The following is an 18,960-nucleotide window of genomic DNA, read 5'->3' as shown; positions in this document are numbered from 1 at the left end:
AGCTGCTTTTTTTTGTGTTTTCATTCTAATACTCCATACTAATAGTTAACGAGTTTTAAAATGAGTATGCCACCTATCAAATATATTTTTATTCTGTTCGCTTTGATTGCGCAAGTCAGTATTGCATGTGAAAGAACTATGAAAATAGGGTTAGGGCAACCTTGGCCGCCATTTTACTTTGAAGGAGAGCAAACGTTATCAGGAATAGATATTGAAGTAACTCGTCTTATATTAAATAAAGCGGGGTTTTGCAGTGAATTTGTAGTTCTACCCTCTTCAATTCGAGGGTTGGTAGAATTGAAAAAGGGGCATGTCGATTTAGTACCTGCAGCAAGCTTTAGTCATCAAAGGGCGCAATATAGTTATTTTTCTATTCCTTATAGGCGTGAAAGGATGCGTCTTTTTTGGTATGAAGACGCTAAGTTATTTAATCACAACCTACAGAGCTTAATGAATTTACGACAAACCTTCGTGGTAAACAACGGAGGGTATTACGGGAAAGAGTTTGAATCACTCAGCAGTCAGGAGCAGTTTAAAGAGTTGATAGTGCGCGTGCCAATGATTAAACAACGCCTTTATATGCTCAAAGCAAAAAGAGTTGATTTTATGATTGATGATGAGACCTCTGGTCTGTATTTAATTAAACAAGAGAAAATAGCGGGTGTGACACTTCACCCTCATGTTGTGCATGATAATCCCATACATTTTATGTTAAGTCGTAAAAGCCTGTCTCATCTTGAGCTAAAAAAAATAAATATTGCTATCAGCAATAACCAAGCAGCAATAAAGCAAATTATCGAGAGTTATACCCAATCAAGACCATTTTTGGGTAACTCAACCTAAGCGCGTCACATTAAGCCTAATATGCCCCGCATTAGCACCATAAAAGCGCATTAAATCATTTGCAAATGGCGTGAACTCGCCTGATTTAGTCATTTTAAATTCGCCGCCTGCGGATATTTCAAACACATCATCATCTGTATAATTAATCGCGCCAATTAATGCAAACCATTGTGCACTCGCTAAGCGACGAAATGGTTCTAATATCGCCATCGATACTTCTTTTACACCTAATCTAACACCATCTCGATGCCAGCCTTGAGGGCCACACTTAATGCCGTCGTCATACCATTGTTGCTCAGGGTAGGCTTGAAAACGATAGGTTGCACCTTGTTCGAGCATTAGCCCTGTGGCGTTATATTGCTCTGCGGCATAAATCATCACATCAAGGTGTTGACCAATTTGTAGTACCGTCATATTTTGATTAACCAGTGCAATATGATCCCTGAAACCAATAAAGTTAAGTGTACGTTGATCTGCATATAGCAATTGATACGGTAAGCTTTTGAGTGACTCAGGGCGATAGCTAGTTAAATGATGAATACGTTTAGCAACACTATGATGAACATGAGGTAATAATTCACTTTTTTCATCATTTACCAGCACTATGCATTCACGATCAACTAATTTAAAGAAGGGGTTAAACCAAAAGTAATTTTGCTGGTGGCTTAATGCAAAAGGGTCTGGGGTAACAGTCATGTCATCTTGTGCAATTAAAGCATGTTGACCTTGGGCAAATAATGATTGGTAGTCAATAGCTTGGCTGGTTAAAAAATGCAATGAAAGGGGTTGTTCTAAGAGCCACTCTATCGCAAAGCGCAAACAAATATCAGCCAATCCATCACGATAATAGCCGCCGCCAATATCAGAATGCGCACCTGCAAACCACACTTCTTGTACGTTTTGCTGATAATTGATTAAAGTGGGCTCAAAAGCACGACGTTTCTCGTCCAGCGCAACACAATGCAGTGCTTGCGTAATATTATTTGCTAAGGTGTGGTTTTCAAAAATAACGTGTTCAGCACCTCGTGTTGCTTTGGTGACTTTAGATAACCCAATGGAAGCAACAGTATCAAATACACATAAATAAACATGATGTGTGATCAAAGCTTCTAAGCATTTAGCAAAGCGCCGAGCTAAGGCAGCGCCACGACTAAAACCAGTTAATAAAACGGTGTCACCGCCAACATAATATTTTTTAAAATCGCTTATCGCATGATTTAAAATACTGGCTACATCGTCATCTCGCGGGGCAAATGTTTGGTTTAGAACGCGCTTTAGCCTGCTGCCTTTAGTGCCAATGCCTTGATAATAAAAACTATGTTGTGATTCGAATTTCACCGCTTTTTCAGTGTTTAGCGTACCGCCTAACAATAAATGCAGTTTGAGGATATTAGAGATGCTGGCATCTTCTTTAAAGTGATCAGAGCTAAATTGCTCTGCATCACGAGGCTCACTTCCCGTGCCATCAAAATTGAAAATCAGCGTTTTGGGCGCCATAGCATCATTCCTTTATGTGGTTTATCTTACTTTACACAGCAAATATTAAAAATTGAAGACAGTTATTGCTAAATTATTTTGTCTAACAACTTTAGCTAAAGACACCGCTTGTAATAACAAGGCGCTTTCGCAGATATGCAAAATAAAAAATCACGATCGAAAGTATACAGTGATACCAATCCGCGTAGATATGGGGTCAATTTAATTCGTTAAATTGTTCAAATATTTATGCAGATTAGTATGATAACCCGGTGAACATTAAAGTTCACCGGGTTAACTTTAGTGCAACTTCATTTTTGGACGAACAACTCTCAGCACTTTTTCGCTTATCCACAGTGCAAATGTTTTCGCGCTGCCATGAATCGCGCGTTGGTGCATTCGGTACAGTGAAATATACATAAAACGGGCTATTTTACCTTCGATAAAAAAGCTGTTACTGGTGAGATTACCCATTAAACTGCCTACTGTGCTGTAGCGAGATAGGTTAACCAGCGAGCCATGATCGCTGTATTTAAAACTATTTAATGGCTGCTGGCGCAAAGTTGCAATAAGGTTTTTTTCAATACATTGCGCCATTTGATGAGCAGATTGCGCACGTGGTGGGACTAAGCTGCCATCAGGTTGTGTAAATGCACAACAGTCACCTAACACATAGATAAATTCATCATTGTTACTTTGTAGATAATCGTTCACTTTAATTTGATTATTGCGGGTTAGCTCAAAAATGTCGATCTCTTTAACAAAGTCAGGTGCTTTTACACCTGCGGCCCAGAGCATGATATCAGCATTAATCTGTTCATCATCTTGGGTAATAAAACCATGCTCAATTGCTTGCTTAACTTGCGTATTTTCGCGCACAGTTACACCGAGCTTTAATAGCTCTCGCTTAGCCGCGCTGGCAATACGCTCGGATAATGCGGGTAGAATACGTGGTCCCGCTTCAATTAAATGAATATGCAAACGTTTAGCCGACATATTCGTCAAGCCATAGATTTTTAATAAATCAGAGACATGGTAAAGCTCAGCACTTAACTCAACCCCCGTAGCACCACCACCAACAATGGCAATATTTAAAGCATGTTGTGGGTCGTCGTCTTGGTGTAAGCGAGTAAAGTTATCCAGTAATGCATGTTGAAAGCGTTCAGCTTGTTGGTTTGAATCAAGATAAAAGCAGTGCTCTTTAATACCTGGCGTGTTGAAGTCGTTACTTACGCTGCCAATGGCGATCACTAGGTAGTCATAATGCACTATGCGCTGGGGAAGTATTTGATGACCAAGCTCATCATTTAATGGGCTCAGAGTAATAGTTTTTTGCGTATTATCGAGGTTGCAAAAGGTGCCAAGTTGAAAATTGTAGTGGTGTTTAGCTGCATGCGCTGAGTAAACAACGCCGTCTAAATCGGCATCAATAGAGCCTGTTGCTACTTCGTGAAGTAACGGCTTCCAAATATGAGTGCGGTTTTTATCAATGAGTAAAATATCTGCGTGTTTTCTCTTTCCTAATTTATGCCCTAATTGTGTTGCCAGTTCTAAGCCACCTGCGCCGCCACCGATGATCACTATTTTAGGATGTGTGGTTATCATTACGTTGCCCTCAAAAGAATTATACTTAAATAGTCTGGGTAAACTACTTAGGTATGGCTATACCTTGGCAACAGGCTAATTGTGCGCCTTTTAAATATATTTGTCAGTAAAAAAGGCAAAGAAATCAAGCCACAAAAAAGGTAACATGGCAGTTTGTTAAATTTACGGCTATTATTTCCTTTATTAGGGAATTTACTACAAAGGAATAACATGACGGCTTCGCTAATTACTTCGCTTGAGCAACATTTTGGTTTTAATCAGTTTCGCTCAGGACAGCAGCAAACGATTGAGCAACTCCTCAATCAGCAATCTTCACTGGCTATTTTTCCAACAGGTTCTGGTAAGTCGTTGTGCTATCAATTAACCGCATTACATTTACCCAATCTCACTTTGGTTGTGTCGCCATTATTGGCCTTGATGAAAGATCAAATTAGTTTTTTAAACAGTAAAGGTATTTATGCAGCAAGCTTAGATTCCAGCCAAACCAGTGAGCAAAGCCACACCGTGATGAGTGATGTACGCGCGGGTAAAGTTAAAATACTGATGGTGTCGGTAGAGCGTTTTAAGAATGAGCGTTTTAGGGAATTTATTAATCAAGTTGCTATTTCAATGTTAGTGGTTGATGAGGCTCACTGCATCTCTGAATGGGGCCATAACTTCAGGCCTGATTATTTAAAACTACCACGTTACCGTGAAGAGCTGAATATTCCTTTAGTGCTATTGTTAACAGCAACGGCCACTAAAAAAGTAAAACGCGATATGAGCGAACGTTTTGCAATAGCCCCAGAATGCATTGTGCAAACGGGGTTTTATCGCGCTAATTTAGATTTATCGGTACTGAGTGTTAAAACGGCTGATAAAGCCAGTACACTTGCTAATATTGTCCGCGATCAACAAGGCCCAGGTATTGTTTATGTGACGCTACAACACAGCGCTGAGCAAGTTGCTGCAGAGCTTAGCCGCCAAGGCTTACACGCTGTCGCTTATCATGCAGGGCTTGAAGATACGCTACGTTATGGTATTCAAGATGATTTTATGGCCGGTAAAATCAATGTCGTTGTTGCCACTATTGCTTTTGGTATGGGCATTGATAAATCAGACATTCGTTTTGTTATTCACTATGATTTACCAAAGTCGATAGAAAACTACAGCCAAGAAATAGGCCGGGCAGGGCGTGATGGACAACCATCGCAGTGCTTTACGCTGGCTAATTTAGATGGTTTAAACACGGTTGAAAACTTTGTTTATGGCGATACGCCAGAGCTTAGTGGTATAGAGCATGTTATTAATGATATTCGCCAACATTTAGATCAGCAACAGCGTTGGGAAATGCAAGAATATAGCCTATCTAGCGACAGTAATATTCGTCAACTTGCACTTAAAACACTGCTCGTTCAACTTGAAATGCAAGGTGCTATTACGCCACTTTACGCATATTACGCCGATTTTAAATATAAATTTTTGGTTGATAAAGCGCAGCTACTTGGTCACTTTGATGCGACACGACAAGCATTTTTAAACTTAATATTCAGCCACACCCAGTTTAAGAAAGTCTGGGGCGCACTTAATTTTGATACGCTCACTCAAGCCGCTCAAGTTGATAGAAAACGGGTGGTTGCGGCGCTTGATTATTTAGCAGAGAAAAACTTAATCGCGCTTGAAACCAAACGCATTACTCAGGTGTATCAAGTGCATACAGAGGTAATTAATAATCCTGAGCTTGCTCAGCAATTGCATAATTACTTTGTTGATAAGGAGCAAGCAGAGATCAAGCGTATAGCGGCACTTATTCGCTTTTTTGAGCTAAAAAGCTGCTTAAGTTATAACTTGGCTCGCTATTTTGATGACAACAAAGCGCCCGAGCAATGCGGGCATTGCTCGGTGTGTCGTGGGCAAGCAGTCACGCTTGAATACTCTATTACGCCTACCAATGTTGCAGATGATGTGATTTATCAAAGAACGGATGAATTATTGAGCCACTTGGCCGCAAAAGGTTTTAACAATATCGGTATAGAAACCCAATGTCGTTTTTTAGCGGGTATGAGCGTGCCATTATTTGCCCGTAATAAAGTACGGCAACTGAGTGGTTTTGGATTGTGCGAGCAGCAACGCTACAGTGAAATAAAAGCGAAACTACTGGCACGTTAGTTTTGCTCGTGTATCCTAAGCGGCTAACGTTATTTTAGTAAGCCGCTATGCCTCAAACCGTCATCCCTATTACCCCAATCAAAACAGTTACTAACACACCAGAGCCTGTTACATGCGCTAATTGCCAAGCATGTTGTTGTCAGTTAGAGGTACGTATAGTGACCGATACCGGTGTGCCATTTCATTATATTGAATATGATAAATGGGGCAGCGAAGTGATGAAACGTGCCGATGATGGCTGGTGCCAAGCTCTCGATCGCAACACCTTAATGTGCTCAATCTATGAAAACCGACCACTGGTGTGTCGTGAGTTTGAAATGGCCTCTGGCGAATGTATTACCGAACGCGAGTTAGCGGGTATATAATAAGCTAACGTGTTAATAAAAATAGTCACTCGATTTATGCTAGGTTATTGAATTTAAAATATTACTCCGTTATTGTTTGTTGAACGATAACGATATATTAAAAACGATTTATGCATAAGTTAATCTCTAGTTTGTCAGTTGCCTTTCTCGGGTTTATTGCGTGGGTAATATATTTAGCCAACACAGGACAAAATAGCATTTTTTTTGAACTTGTCAGAAGCATTCCCTACGGCGATAAAGTCGGACATTTTTGTCTATTTGGTCTGCTCACCTTAGGCATTAACTTTGTCTTTAAACTAAAGTCATATTCACTCATTTCATGCAATATATATGTTGGCTCTACGGTGGTATTTTTACTTGCTCTTGTGGAGGAGTTAAGTCAGTACTACATACCTAATAGAACATTAGATGCGTTTGATTTACTTGCGGATATTTTAGGTATTATAACTTTTAGTCTGTTCACCAAGCTTATAAGTAAAAGCTCACATAACGTTAATGACTAAATAAAACGTAAAGGGGCTTTACACCCCTTTACTGGCAAATAATTAGCTATTACGCTTTAATCGTATTTAGCTTCGAGTTCTTGTGATGTGTGCCATTTTTCATGGCTTTGTAGTTGCTCATCATAACGTACAAGATTTTGGAAATGTGCTAATTGACCTGTATTTTTAACAATCTCGACAATAAACGACATCATAATATCTGCACCGGTGAGAGTGTCGCCTACTAAGTAGCGTTTACCTTCAAGGCGGTCGTTAAAGTAGCTGATCACTTTTGCTGATTCAGCGTCTGCGTAGCCTTCTAAAAATTGCGTTTTAGCGCCATCTTTTTGTACAAACATTTTTAAGAGCAGCGGTAAGATTGCAGAGCTTTCAGCAAAATGCAGCCACTGTTGGTAATCTACATATTCATTTGTGCCCGCTTTTGGTGCTAATGCACCGTTACCGTATTTTGTGATCAAGTAATCGGTTATTGCACCTGACTCAGTAACAATTAAACCCTCGTCTTCGATTACAGGTGATTTACCAAGTTGATGAATGTTTTTAAGCTCATCAGGGGCTAAAAAAGTGTCACTGTTACGTTGATATGCAACAATCTCGTAATCCAGATTTAGCTCTTCTAGTAACCAAATAATACGTTTTGAACGTGATTTATTTAAGTGATGTAATTTAATCATGTGTGTCCTTAAACATGCAGCAATTAATTGCTGCGCAAATAATATTAAAGCGGTTGATTTACTTGAACTACAGTTTTACCAAAGTTCTTACCTGAGATCATATCGTTAAATGCATTGAGGGTATTTTCAAACCCATCAACGAGGTGCTCGCGATAGTGAATTTTTCCTTCACTGAGCCACGTTTGCATATCAGCTGCAAACTCATCATAACGGTGGCCATAATCATCAAAAATAATAAAACCCTGCATTTTTATACGTTTAGTGAGTAATTGCCCCATCAACATGCCTAAGCGATCGGGGCCTTGTGGTAGCTCGGTGGCGTTATATTGTGAAACTAGTCCGCATAAAGGAATGCGGGCCGCGGTATTAAGTAAAGGTAGTACGGCGTCAAATACTTTTCCGCCCACATTTTCATAATAAACATCAATACCTTTGTCGCACGCCTTGTTTAACTGCTCTGCAAAATCATCAGCTCGGTGGTCTATGCAGGTATCAAAGCCAAGTTTATCAACAGCGTATTGGCACTTATCACTGCCACCTGCTACACCGACTACTTTACAGCCTTTAAGTTTCGCTATTTGGCCTACCGTTGCGCCAACAGGTCCTGTTGCAGCTGCAACAACAACGGTTTCACCTTCTTGAGGGGCACCGATATCCAATAATCCCATGTAAGCTGTAAAGCCAGGCATACCCATAATACCTAACGCATAAGATGGTTTGCTAGGGGCATGGCCCAACGACATTAAACCGTCACCTTTTACTATCGCGTATTCTTGCCAGCCGGTGTAGGCCAATACCCATTCGCCTTGCGTAAATTGATCATTTTTTGATTGTTCAACTTGGCAGACAGTCGCACCGACCATTACTTCACCAATCGCAACAGGCTCAGCATATGACTTAGCATCACTCATACGGCCGCGCATGTAAGGGTCTAGCGATAAATAAATAGTGCGTAGCAACACGTCACCTTGTTCAAGTGCAGGTAATTGTACTGTTTTTAACGTGAAATTTTCATCGGTAGGCGCGCCGTATGGGCGAGATGCGAGTGTGAATTGTCTATTTTCAATTGATTGCATAAAAAGGCTCCATGTTCTATAAAGAAATGCTATTCGTAAAAACTGTAAATCTAAATGCTCAGTCATTCACGGTGTTAGCAGTAAATCAGCAGGTTTAGATATGAAGTTAGGGCGCGGTGTACAAATTCAATGGTATGTTTATCTCTGTACAGGTAATGATTTTTGCATATCTGCAATAGTGGGCTTTACTACAGATTTAGCTCGAAAAAAGGGACTAGGTATGTTAAAAACGGTGGTTAAAGAATAAACGTAAAGAACAAAGGATTGAAATGAAAAACATGCATTTATTGTTTTTGTGTAGTCTATTACCACCTATCTCCGCGGCGGCGAACGATGTTTTATCTGTCGATCAAGTTGGGCTACAAGGAATGCAGTTTGCCTTTGAGAACGATGCTCGCATTAAGCCAAAAAATAGTGACTTTAGTGTAGTTAACTCTGTTTTTATGAGTAGCGAAGCGGGGAAACGCTTGGCTGTTATTACTGTGCGCAATGATGCGTCGGGTTCGCGTATTCTAGAAGGATCGCACTTAATGGCATTATTTGCTGATGGCTCACGTAAAGGACCCTCGTCGTTAACTGACGGGATTAAACTCGATGATGGCGAACTACGCTCTGTGACAGTCTCATTCGGTGAAGCCGACTATCCAATTTTAGCCATTTACACTAGCAAAAACTTTAATTAGGAAAGACATGAAATATAGTTTCCCTGTACTTTTATGTGCATTAAGTTGTACTTACGTTTTGGCCGAGCAAAGCACCGATCTTGTGACCGACAACACCTTCACTCAAGGTGTTGAAGGACCAGCCTTTTATAAAAACCATTTATACGCTGTAAATTTTGCGCAGCAAGGGACTATAGGCAAAGTAGATAACGCAGGCAACACACAGTTATTTGTTAAGCTACCTAATGACAGCGTTGGTAATGGTTTACAATTTGATGCACAAGGTAATTTATATGTTGCTGATTACGTAAATCATAATGTGCTAAAAGTAGCTGCAGACACGAAACAAATTAGTGTATTTGCGCACAACAGCGCTATGAACCAGCCTAATGATATAGCCATAACAAAACGCGGTGCACTGTTTGCCAGCGACCCTAATTGGGCAAATAGTTCAGGGCAATTATGGCGAATAAATGCCGACGGCCAAACAGTATTGCTTGAAAATAAAATGGGCACTACCAACGGCGTAGCGGTCAATAACGACAATACTAAACTTTATGTGAACGAAAGTGTACAGCGCAATATTTGGCAATATGACCTTGATAGTGATTTAAATATCAGCAATAAACAGTTACTGATCAGTTTTGACGAGCATGGTATGGATGGTATGCGGGTTGATAATCAAGGGAATATATTTGTAGCACGTTATGGTGCAGGAGTTATATTAAAAATAAGCCCAGCTGGCAAGGTGCTCCACACATACACATTAAAAGGCCAGCACCCAACGAACGTTGCGTTTAATGAAGAGCAAACAAAGCTTTATGTAACAATGCAAAAACGCGGCGCGATAGAAGTGCTAGCTTTATAGCAAAGCTGGGTGACATTTATTGATCTTAGCTGCGATTACTATTTTCTCAGTCAGCTCTGTGGTGAGGTATTTTGGGCTGAACCCAAACTATAAAACCTATTTGCACAAAGAGAAGTGAATGAGAGTAAATGAGAAACCAAAAATGCTGCGTGTTTCGCGCGACGTACTGCGGAACAATTCTAGAACCTAGCGTATTTACCTCTTCAGCGCAGCGTTTCATAACCTCTTTGTGAATAATTCACTTAAAACCCACTTTACTATGAGTAGCTTAATAGAAATAAAAGCGCACCGGGCAGGGTGCGCTTTTGGGGTTTAATCCTGTGTTGCTGTCGCAATTTTGGATTAACTAAAAATGTGGTGAGTAACGAACTGCAATACCCACTGTACGGCCAATTACACTGTAATCGCTGACAGTATTAAAATGGTTTGCGCCCACCTCCGGTGTTGGTGGTGCTTTGTCAAACAAGTTATCTATACCAAAGTTAACGGCAATATCGTCAGTTGCTTGCCACGACGCAGCAAAATCCATGTAATTTTGTGCTGAAATTGTTTCTGATCTATCTACAGCGTAGTCTACTTCTCCAATTCTGCGCCAGCCTAACTGAAAATTCATAGTATCAAGTTGCCAGTCAAATGTTGCTCTGTGCTTATAGTCAGCTTGTAAAATACTGGCAAAGTCGCCTGAGCAGGCACTCCCATACGTACCTTTACAGTCAACTTCAGCTACTGTGCTGTTATTTTGGCGAGTCTGCTCGGTAATAAAATTACCTTGATAAGAAAATCGAAAACGCCCACCTAAGTCCATCGGTGCATCAAACACGTAGTTAGCCGCAAGATCAAAGCCCGTTTGTTCAATAGCGGCAAGGTTAAAGTCATTCACGATCGCAGTGCTAATAAACCCGGTATTAGGGTCGCGAAGCACGGCATTACACAGTGGGTTATTTGGGTTTGGATTATCAATATAGCAGCTTTGTAGCGCAGCACCTGGCTGAATTTGGCTTACTGCATCGGTTACTCTTATGCTGTAATAATCTAATGACAGATCAAAGCCCTCAATATAACTCGGGGTGAATACAACGCCTAAGGTATCTGATTCGGCTTGTTCAGGTTTTATATCGGGGTTACCACCGTAAGTATAAGCGGCTTGGCTGGTATCAAACACAGAGCCTGCTGCTGGCGCGCCAAAAGCGGCGCATTGCGTAGCGTCACCGGTGCCTAGTAAGCAAGGATCGCCATCGTAGCGGCCAGCCAAACGCGGAACAAATTGATCACTATTTTGATCAAATAAGGCCAGTGAAAGCGCAGTGATTGGGCTGGCAAACTCACCTAAATTTGGTGCCCTAAAGGCTGTGAGTTTGTTTGCTCTAATACGAATGTCGTCGTTGATTGCCCAATTAATACCGAGTTTGTAGGTGTCTTCTGCTTCGGTATTTGAGTAATCAGAAATACGATAAGCACCTTCAAAACTTAATTCTTTTACAAAGGGCATATCAGCTAAAATAGGCACTAAAATTTCAGCATAAAATTCTTCACTGCTAAAACTGGCATCCATATCGAAGGCGCTTACAGCGGCAAAGCTAGTACGGTTTCTAAACGCATCCCCTGGGGTTTGTTTACCGGTTTCTTTACGGTATTCGTAGCCAATTGCAAAATCAACATAGCCTGCTGGTAGTTCAAATAAAGGGCTTGAATCCCCTGATAGTGTTGCAGCAAATACACTTTGTGTGCGCTCACGAGTAGTGTATATAAGTGGGTCGCTAAAACTGCTCAAATCAAGGTTAGGATCAAAAATGTCCTTAGTATTAGCAAGACTGGCAAAGCGACTATTGCCGTTACTATCCGTTTTATAGCCATTATTATAAAGCGTAGCTACTTCATCAGTTTGACCATACTGGCCGTAAATGTCGTAACGTAAATAATCAGTAATATCGCCTTTTAAGCCTAATTGAAATTGTAAAGAGTCGCGTACGGCTTTAGTGTGCTGTACACCGAGCCCTAAGTTTCGCTCTACATTGACGAGTGCATTACCTTCGGTATCAAATGTTAATTGTTGGCGTAATGCAGCAGGAATATATTGATTATCTTGGCTGAGCGTAACCTGTTCATTAACAAATATAGGCGTCTGGCCGCTGGCACCAGCCCCATTCACTGTGACTTTAGAATACATCGCACGGCCATAAGCAATGGCGCTATCAGCAACATCTACATCGAATAGCAACCCAGCTGAAAGTCTTTCCATTGGTTGGGTTAAGTAACGTTGACGGGTGAAATCACTGGTTTGACGTTCAGCGACTGTTTGCCCTGCATCATTAATAGCGATACTATTTCCTGAGGCTACATCGGTATAAAAACCACCACTATTGATCATCGTTGCGCTATTTTTTAGTGCGAAATCGCGCTCACCGGCAAGTAACTCTTTACGTTCTGAATAGCCTAAGTAACCAGTAACGTGACCGTTGCCATCCGCGATATCGCCACCAAAAATGGCTTCAAAATTGAGTTTTTCATTCCCCCCATCCGCCGTTTCATAACTGCTTGAAAACTCAGCGCCATTAAAGTCATCATTAAGTACAAAGTTAACTACGCCAGCAACTGCATCGGCGCCATATACAGCCGCGGCACCACCGGTTAGTACATCAACACGTTTGATAAGCCCAGCAGGAATAATATTTACATCAACCGAATTACGAAAACTAAAAGGAACTGCACGGGTACCATCAATTAACACTAATGTTCGGTTTTGCCCAAGGCCACGAAGATCGATTGTTGATGAACCAAATGAATCACCGACTGTTGCCCCAGTGCTATTTGCACCCGCTGCGGCTTGCGGAAGTTTTGCAGTTATATCTTCAACATTAACAGCGCGGTCGAGTTGAATTTGTACTTCGTCAACACTCATAACAGGGCTACTTGATACCAGCTCTGTGCGCTGAATACGCGAACCAGTAACAGTAATAACCTCAGGCTGCTTTTTTGCAGTGGTTTGTTCTGCAGCGAATAATGCTGGGCTAGTGGTTGTGACTATAGCAAGCGCAATAGGTGAAAGTAACATGAGAGGGCGCATTGAGCGGTTATTGCAGTGTTTCATTGTCGTTCCCGTTATTATGTAATGTTGTTACCATGGGTTGTTGTCAGTACATGCATTGGCTAAGCATGTAAAATATCTTTGCATTAAAATACGATTCAATGTTGCACGCTGTTAATTCGCAGCTCTCACTGGTTACTTATTTAATACAATTGATAGAATGCCTAGTTTTAAAGCATTTCATAGTTGTTTGCAATAATTATTCTTTCATTCTTAACTTGTAAGGTATAAAGTATTCCTTGGGTTGGTTTGTATTTATTCTAATTTATATATTGATATTCAAGGGCATATAAAATGCATCAGCACATATTAGCGCTTTATAACAGCGCAAAAAAACAACAAAAACTAATAATAGGTTTGATGAGCGGAACATCATTAGATGGGCTTGATGTCGCATTATGTAAAATGTCAGGCAATGGAATGAATACTCAGATTGAGTTGCTTGCTTTTGAAACAGTTGATTATGATGATGATTACAAACAAAAAATAAAAACCGTATTCGCAAAGCGCGACTGCGACCTTGAACTCGTTACTTTATTAAATCCGTGGATTGGCGTTTTACATGGAAAAATAGTTAACCAATGCCTAGCTAAGTGGCAGCTAGGCGCAAAGGATATAGACGTTATAGCAAGTCATGGGCAAACAATATACCACTGCCCTAAAAGTCAGCATCAACATGCTGATTTTAAGCATGGTACTTTGCAAATTGGAGATAGCGACCATCTAGCAGTCACAACAGGCATCACTACAATCGGTGATTTTCGCCAAAAGCATATTGCAGCAGGAGGCGAAGGCGCACCACTGGCGGTATATGGTGATTATTTGTTTTTTACTAGCCCCGCAGAAAATCGCATTTTACTTAATATGGGAGGAATTGCGAACTTAACATACTTGCCTAAAAGTGCAGATCCAGAGGCGGTTTTTAGTTCAGATATCGGTCCAGGTAATACCATCATGGATGCGTATATTCAGCGTTTCTTTGCACCACTGCATTACGACCGTGATTCGTTAGTCGCAAATCAAGGCTCAATTAATCAACGATTACTTGATGCATTATGTGAAAACACATTTTTTGCATTGGGTTTTCCCAAAACTACCGGGCCCGAAGTCTTTAATTTACAGTATTTAGCGACAGCACAGGCAGCAAGTGAGACAACGCATTTAAGCCATTTTGATGTGATGGCAACTTTAAATCGTTTTTCAGCGCAGGTTATCGCTAATGCCATTAATCAATGTAGCGTTAACCTAAGTAATGTCCAGGTATACGCAAGTGGCGGTGGAATTCATAACCCATTACTCATGAAACATATTTTGGCATTATGCCCACAACTTGACGAGATCAAGAATACTCAGGCACTAGGTATTAACCCTGATGCAAAAGAAGCGGTATTATTTGCGATTTTAGCGAATGAGTGTCTTGCGGGGGAAAAACAGCGTTTTGGCAATCAAACACAAGGGATCCCCAATATTACAATGGGTAAAATTAGTTTTGCAGATTAAAAAAAAGATAAAAATGAGCTACTAAAGCTGCTTAGATACTGGCGAAACGAAAGGCTTTTAGTGAGTGCCAGTGGTGTAGGATCGTCAGATACGTAACCACACTTAAATGCATTCACTGAGACGTCAAATTGAGCGCTGTCTTTGAGCGTTGCATGTAAGCCATGTAACATCATTTGTAATACGTAATCATCGCTACAGGTTACTTTATCAAACGCTAAAATGATTGTGCCTTGTTCTAAATCAGCTTGTTTTAACGTATACGTCACAAAATAGCGTGCATTTCTAGCCGCTAAATGTGTTGCACTTAACGAAATTATGTCACCTTCATGGGCATCATCAGGTAATACACATAAAAAACTAATTTTATGATCTGAATTTGCATGCAATATTAACGGATCATACTCAGTGGTATGTGCCATAGCTGCTGATAATGGATCTTCATAAGATTGCAGTGCAAATGCAAGTTGCACCATGGGAGCTGTCATTTGTGTGTGTCGTCTGTACGTGATTAATTATATCGGATAGAAAGTATCCACTATTTAAATTACAGAATTATGACTATTGATTAAAACAGTATTATTTAAACGTACATTTATGAAAATTAGTTACTTCTAGCTTCAAATAGGGATAGTTACTGTCACTATAAGCTCAGATCTTTAAAATCTTACCTTTCTTAATCAGGGTATATGAGAATAGGCTCCTATCTATCGTCCAGTTGTTTGGTTTAAAAGTGACGCTCCATTTTGAGGTTGCTTGAGTGCTTAACTTAAAAGCTATAGTGACTTATTGTAGGCCCTGCGAAACTCAGCTAGTGGACTAATGCGAACCCATCTGAATAAATACATGATAATTATTTTAGTTATACCGCTCACTAAAGCAAGTACAATTAAAGGCCAACCTTGACTGATGCCCATTGATATCGCGAATGCTATAGTGGAAACGTCCATCATTAAAATAAATTGACTCATTCGGATATCGATTGCGCCAGTGTTTCCTGTATTCATAATTAACTTTATTTGGTGGATATAGCCTTGGGCTAATAAAAAGGTTATTACCAAAATCAAGATTGTAGACAAATTTTCACTTTGACCAGAAAAGTTGTCTTTGAAAATAAACCCTGTAATGCCAAAGATAAAACTACATCCGATGAATAAAATGCAAAAATATGAAGTTTTTGATTTTCGGTCGAGCCACATTTCAAATAATATTAAAGTAACCAATATTGAAGCAATAAGCCTTGGCCACACGATGTAATGATTTAATGGCTCTATGCTGTATCCGTATATAAAAAAAGAAAAATATGCTAGAAAGCTCATTGTGAACTGGTTTTGAGATAAAACATTAGTCGCACTAGGTTCTCCATCTTTTTTTCTTGCCCAAATTTTATTTAACTGCAAAAAAACGCCATATAGACTAACAAAAATAAAGAGTGTGTTGATTGTTCCAAATAAGTTATACCACATATTATCTCCCTGAAATTATTGTCGACAATGTATTGTTTTAATTTGTTCATTTCAAGTTAAATATTTTATTTTAGCTGTTATTGTCGACATTGCTGTGATTTACCCGCAGTTATGGATGGCATGAAGGGTTAATTGATATTGAAGGTTTTGATTATAAATGATGCCTATCTATTTTAGACACTCGCATTATTTTACTGTTTGGGTATAGTCACCGCATTAACTCATAAAAGAATTTAATTATGCTTAAAAATTTACTTATGTTATGTACTTTGGTGTGTTTGTCTTGGAGCGCCAGCGCCAGTGATGAAGCGCCATTTAGTGGTGATATTTCAGCGTCTACTTTATTGGCAGATTACAATAAGTTTAGCCAAGAGTATGAGCGCTTTACAGCAACGTCAGATGAACTCGAATTAATCCAAAAATTAGCAGGAAAAGACATTTTGGTGCTATTTGGTACTTGGTGTCATGATAGCCAGCGTGAAGTGCCTCGTTTACTCAAATTATTAGAAAAATCAAAAGTGGCCGTGAATAGTTTGCAGCTAATTGCAGTGGGGTATAACAAGAAAGACCCTGCAGGTGTTGCACCGGCACATGAACTAAAATACACGGCAACAATGATCGTCATGCAAGAAGGTAAAGAGCTAAGCCGTGTTGTTGAAAAACCTAAAAACTCCCTTGTTATCGATTTAACAAATTTTGATGAAGAGTAACTGACTTAATGAGTGATAAAATTATTGCAGCGATAACGGTCTTCGCGGTTTTTTTATTTGTGAGTTTGATAATTCACTTTGCATTAAAAAAAATTGAACGCCGTTTTGATGGTAATACAGCGGAATCCTTCAGGTTGATTTCAAATTCACAAAAAGCGATTCTGATTTTTATTGGTACAGTTCTGGCTTTATCAAAACTCGACTTTGATGTGACGGGTTTAGTAGCAGGATTAGGATTAACGGGGTTTGCACTGGGATTTGCGCTTAAAGATGCAATATCTAACTTAGTCGCAGGTATTATGATTGTGCTTTATCGGCCTATTAAATTAGGTGATAGTATCGAAGTCGCTAGCTGCAAAGGCGTGGTTGTTGATTTAAACCTCAGATACATTACCTTAAAAACAGATGGTTGTCGTCACTTAGTACCCAACTCATTAATTCTTAGCAATAAAGTCACAATAAATAACCCGTAACAGTTTAATAATTTTTACACCGCATGGAAGATCTTCTGTTCTTTCAACTAGCTAATTACTAATGAGCTGATTAAAATAGTCTATAAATTTAACCGTAGTGACCACCCGAATGTTTGAACATGTGATAGCGTTAATTGATGAAGCGAACAGCGAAGATCCAAACTGTGAAGAGTTTGCAGGAAAAAACTGGCCTAAAGAGCGACTGTATTCAGAGCGTATGACGCAGATGTTGAACCGTTTTAACGTTGATGCTGATCCGTTAATGCATATTGCCGTTAGAGCTCAGCATATTAAACGTTGGTGTTCGCCGCGCAGTGATTTTCCTATGGATAAGCAGGGTTATCATCAGTGGCGCAGTGCATTGTATGTTTTTCATGCAAAAACAGTGGTTGAACTCATGCAACAAGTGGGGTGCTCTGAGGTTGATCAACAGCGCGTGTATGAAGCGGTGGCTAAAAAGCAAATCAAACGTAATCCTGATAGCCAATTAGTGGAAGATATTGCCAGTCTGGTGTTTATTGAGCACTACATGTTGGCATTTGCACAAACAAAGCCAGATTACGACGAGCAAAAATGGATAGGTATTTTGCAGCGTACATGGCAAAAAATGTCTATAGAAGCACATGAATTTGTACTCGGGGGGCATGTGATTTTACCTCAACCTTTAGTGCCATTGATTGAAAAAGCATTGTCAGGAAAATAATATTCTTATGAGTGAAAAAGCAACTTAGTCTTCGCTAAGTTGCTTTTTTTCAGTATGTAGTTTGGCTACAGTTAGTTTATTAACAGCCAGCGGTAGGGTCAATTCCATATTTTCCAGTGTTTCTTTAATTTGATTTTTCAGTTCAATAGTTGTCTGTTTTTGTAGAGCGTTTAATACTTGCGTTGTTTGCAGGTTTACTTGTTCATTTAATTGAGCTTCATTTGGACTTAATAGCATTAGTGTAAGTAGTAGCGTATTCATTTTCACCTCCTTATTTAAACTACCGCTAAGATAAGGAAATTTGATGACAGCAGCGTGTGGCTTATATTGCTGCTTTGTTAAACTTTAATGGTGTTTTGATGAACGTCCTAAAGCTGCACTAAACAGATCAAAGTGCCTTCAGTTGCACGCACGTAAGCATAATGGAGAGATTCTTTTTGACAGGGTGGACAAAGTGGTTCAGCCCCAGCTAATACTGCTTTATCATAGCTTTCACTTAAATTATTACATGTAAAACGCAGCTCAAACCCCAATGCGGGCTGCTTTGGGTGCGCGCGAATATAGCCTTGTTTAAAATGAGCTTGCGCATAGGGGTGATTAGCAAATGCTATTTTTACATTGCCGGTATCAAGTTCACCGTACTCAGCGTTATCACTTAATGAAAAAGTAATAAAACCAAACGCTTGATAATAAAAATCTAATGTTTCTTCCACGTTATCAACATAGATAACGTTAGTCATAAATTGCATATTATTCCTAAAATCACCTTCATACATTAAACATAGCCTATTGACGCTATTTTAATA

Annotated in this window: 20 protein-coding genes; 11 read left to right on the top strand and 9 right to left on the bottom strand. The window is 39.8% G+C overall.

All coding sequences use genetic code 11. From position 1 onward, the window contains the following. Window positions 1–60 precede the first annotated feature (60 nt). Window positions 61–843, top strand: coding sequence for a substrate-binding periplasmic protein (locus A7967_RS06175; RefSeq protein ID WP_082916319.1), 783 nt, complete (start codon window positions 61–63; stop codon window positions 841–843). Here the strand turns inward: A7967_RS06175 and A7967_RS06170 are convergent. Both A7967_RS06170 and A7967_RS06165 read right to left on the bottom strand, forming a co-directional pair. Further along, window positions 835–2,340, bottom strand: a complete 1,506-nt coding sequence (locus A7967_RS06170) for a phospholipase effector Tle1 domain-containing protein (RefSeq protein ID WP_064435526.1) — start codon at window positions 2,338–2,340, stop codon at window positions 835–837. The two genes, A7967_RS06175 and A7967_RS06170, sit on opposite strands and share 9 nt — an antisense overlap. Window positions 2,341–2,619: 279 nt before the next feature. Then, a complete protein-coding gene (locus A7967_RS06165) occupies window positions 2,620–3,924 on the bottom strand; it encodes an NAD(P)/FAD-dependent oxidoreductase (protein WP_054204056.1) in 1,305 nt (434 codons plus the stop codon). 210 nt (window positions 3,925–4,134) lie between these two features. Between A7967_RS06165 and A7967_RS06160 the strand changes: the two genes are divergently transcribed. The 3 genes from A7967_RS06160 to A7967_RS06150 all read left to right on the top strand — a co-directional run bounded on the left by A7967_RS06160 (window position 4,135) and on the right by A7967_RS06150 (window position 6,940). Continuing rightward, entirely contained in the window at window positions 4,135–6,072 is a 1,938-nt protein-coding gene (locus A7967_RS06160) for a RecQ family ATP-dependent DNA helicase (protein WP_054204057.1), read from the top strand. A 47-nt stretch (window positions 6,073–6,119) separates the two neighbouring features. Further along, complete coding sequence (locus A7967_RS06155; RefSeq protein WP_054204058.1) at window positions 6,120–6,437, top strand: YkgJ family cysteine cluster protein; 318 nt, start codon at window positions 6,120–6,122, stop codon at window positions 6,435–6,437. Window positions 6,438–6,547: 110 nt separating this feature from the next. Beyond that, window positions 6,548–6,940, top strand: a complete 393-nt coding sequence (locus A7967_RS06150) for a VanZ family protein (protein WP_064435525.1) — start codon at window positions 6,548–6,550, stop codon at window positions 6,938–6,940. A gap of 56 nt (window positions 6,941–6,996) precedes the next feature. On the opposite strand, the gene A7967_RS06145 is transcribed toward A7967_RS06150, so the two are convergent. Together A7967_RS06145 and curA are read right to left on the bottom strand one after the other, a co-directional pair. Further along, window positions 6,997–7,614: a glutathione S-transferase family protein gene (locus A7967_RS06145; RefSeq protein ID WP_064435524.1), complete on the bottom strand. Its 618-nt coding sequence runs from the start codon at window positions 7,612–7,614 to the stop codon at window positions 6,997–6,999. A 44-nt stretch (window positions 7,615–7,658) separates the two neighbouring features. After that, a complete protein-coding gene (curA, locus tag A7967_RS06140) occupies window positions 7,659–8,690 on the bottom strand; it encodes an NADPH-dependent curcumin/dihydrocurcumin reductase (protein WP_064435523.1) in 1,032 nt (343 codons plus the stop codon). Window positions 8,691–8,790: 100 nt separating this feature from the next. Here curA and A7967_RS22970 point away from each other — a divergent pair, with 100 nt between their 5' ends. The 3 genes from A7967_RS22970 to A7967_RS06130 are packed head-to-tail and all read left to right on the top strand — an operon-like array spanning window position 8,791 to window position 10,220. Continuing rightward, the gene (locus A7967_RS22970) at window positions 8,791–8,937 is read left to right on the top strand and encodes a hypothetical protein (protein WP_157756404.1); all 147 of its coding nucleotides are present in this window, start codon (window positions 8,791–8,793) and stop codon (window positions 8,935–8,937) included. A 22-nt stretch (window positions 8,938–8,959) separates the two neighbouring features. After that, window positions 8,960–9,373, top strand: coding sequence for a hypothetical protein (locus A7967_RS06135; protein WP_064435522.1), 414 nt, complete (start codon window positions 8,960–8,962; stop codon window positions 9,371–9,373). A gap of 7 nt (window positions 9,374–9,380) precedes the next feature. After that, window positions 9,381–10,220 carry an SMP-30/gluconolactonase/LRE family protein gene (locus A7967_RS06130; RefSeq protein WP_054452360.1) on the top strand — a complete coding sequence of 280 codons (840 nt, stop codon included), beginning with the start codon at window positions 9,381–9,383 and terminating at the stop codon, window positions 10,218–10,220. Between the two features lie 346 nt (window positions 10,221–10,566). Here A7967_RS06130 and A7967_RS06125 read toward each other — a convergent pair whose 3' ends face one another. Continuing rightward, the gene (locus A7967_RS06125; protein ID WP_439951179.1) at window positions 10,567–13,284 is read right to left on the bottom strand and encodes a TonB-dependent receptor domain-containing protein; all 2,718 of its coding nucleotides are present in this window, start codon (window positions 13,282–13,284) and stop codon (window positions 10,567–10,569) included. A 315-nt stretch (window positions 13,285–13,599) separates the two neighbouring features. On the opposite strand from A7967_RS06125, the gene A7967_RS06120 reads away from it, so the two are divergent. Continuing rightward, window positions 13,600–14,805 (top strand): anhydro-N-acetylmuramic acid kinase, encoded by a 1,206-nt coding sequence (locus A7967_RS06120; RefSeq protein WP_054204064.1) that lies wholly within the window; start codon window positions 13,600–13,602, stop codon window positions 14,803–14,805. On the opposite strand, the gene A7967_RS06115 is transcribed toward A7967_RS06120, so the two are convergent. Together A7967_RS06115 and A7967_RS06110 are read right to left on the bottom strand one after the other, a co-directional pair. After that, window positions 14,802–15,290: a hypothetical protein gene (locus A7967_RS06115; protein ID WP_054452354.1), complete on the bottom strand. Its 489-nt coding sequence runs from the start codon at window positions 15,288–15,290 to the stop codon at window positions 14,802–14,804. The genes A7967_RS06120 and A7967_RS06115 overlap by 4 nt on opposite strands. 288 nt (window positions 15,291–15,578) lie before the next feature. After that, on the bottom strand, window positions 15,579–16,268 hold the full coding sequence (locus A7967_RS06110; RefSeq protein WP_054204066.1) for a hypothetical protein: 690 nt from the start codon (window positions 16,266–16,268) through the stop codon (window positions 15,579–15,581). A gap of 239 nt (window positions 16,269–16,507) precedes the next feature. Between A7967_RS06110 and A7967_RS06105 the strand changes: the two genes are divergently transcribed. From A7967_RS06105 to A7967_RS06095, 3 genes are all read left to right on the top strand, one after another. After that, a complete protein-coding gene (locus A7967_RS06105; RefSeq protein WP_064435520.1) occupies window positions 16,508–16,978 on the top strand; it encodes a TlpA family protein disulfide reductase in 471 nt (156 codons plus the stop codon). 8 nt (window positions 16,979–16,986) lie between these two features. Beyond that, on the top strand, window positions 16,987–17,451 hold the full coding sequence (locus A7967_RS06100) for a mechanosensitive ion channel family protein (protein ID WP_054204068.1): 465 nt from the start codon (window positions 16,987–16,989) through the stop codon (window positions 17,449–17,451). Between the two features lie 109 nt (window positions 17,452–17,560). Continuing rightward, window positions 17,561–18,154, top strand: coding sequence for a DUF4202 domain-containing protein (locus A7967_RS06095; protein WP_082379007.1), 594 nt, complete (start codon window positions 17,561–17,563; stop codon window positions 18,152–18,154). A gap of 24 nt (window positions 18,155–18,178) precedes the next feature. Here the strand turns inward: A7967_RS06095 and A7967_RS06090 are convergent, their stop codons facing one another. Together A7967_RS06090 and A7967_RS06085 are read right to left on the bottom strand one after the other, a co-directional pair. Then, on the bottom strand, window positions 18,179–18,415 hold the full coding sequence (locus tag A7967_RS06090; protein WP_054204070.1) for a hypothetical protein: 237 nt from the start codon (window positions 18,413–18,415) through the stop codon (window positions 18,179–18,181). Window positions 18,416–18,522: 107 nt separating this feature from the next. Beyond that, window positions 18,523–18,903, bottom strand: coding sequence for a VOC family protein (locus tag A7967_RS06085; RefSeq protein ID WP_054204185.1), 381 nt, complete (start codon window positions 18,901–18,903; stop codon window positions 18,523–18,525). Window positions 18,904–18,960 lie beyond the last annotated feature (57 nt).

Source organism: Pseudoalteromonas neustonica (assembly GCF_001653135.1).
Lineage (GTDB): Bacteria > Pseudomonadota > Gammaproteobacteria > Enterobacterales > Alteromonadaceae > Pseudoalteromonas > Pseudoalteromonas neustonica.
The sequence above is the reverse complement of the archived record's forward strand: the minus strand, read 5'-3'. Positions and strand labels throughout refer to the sequence as shown.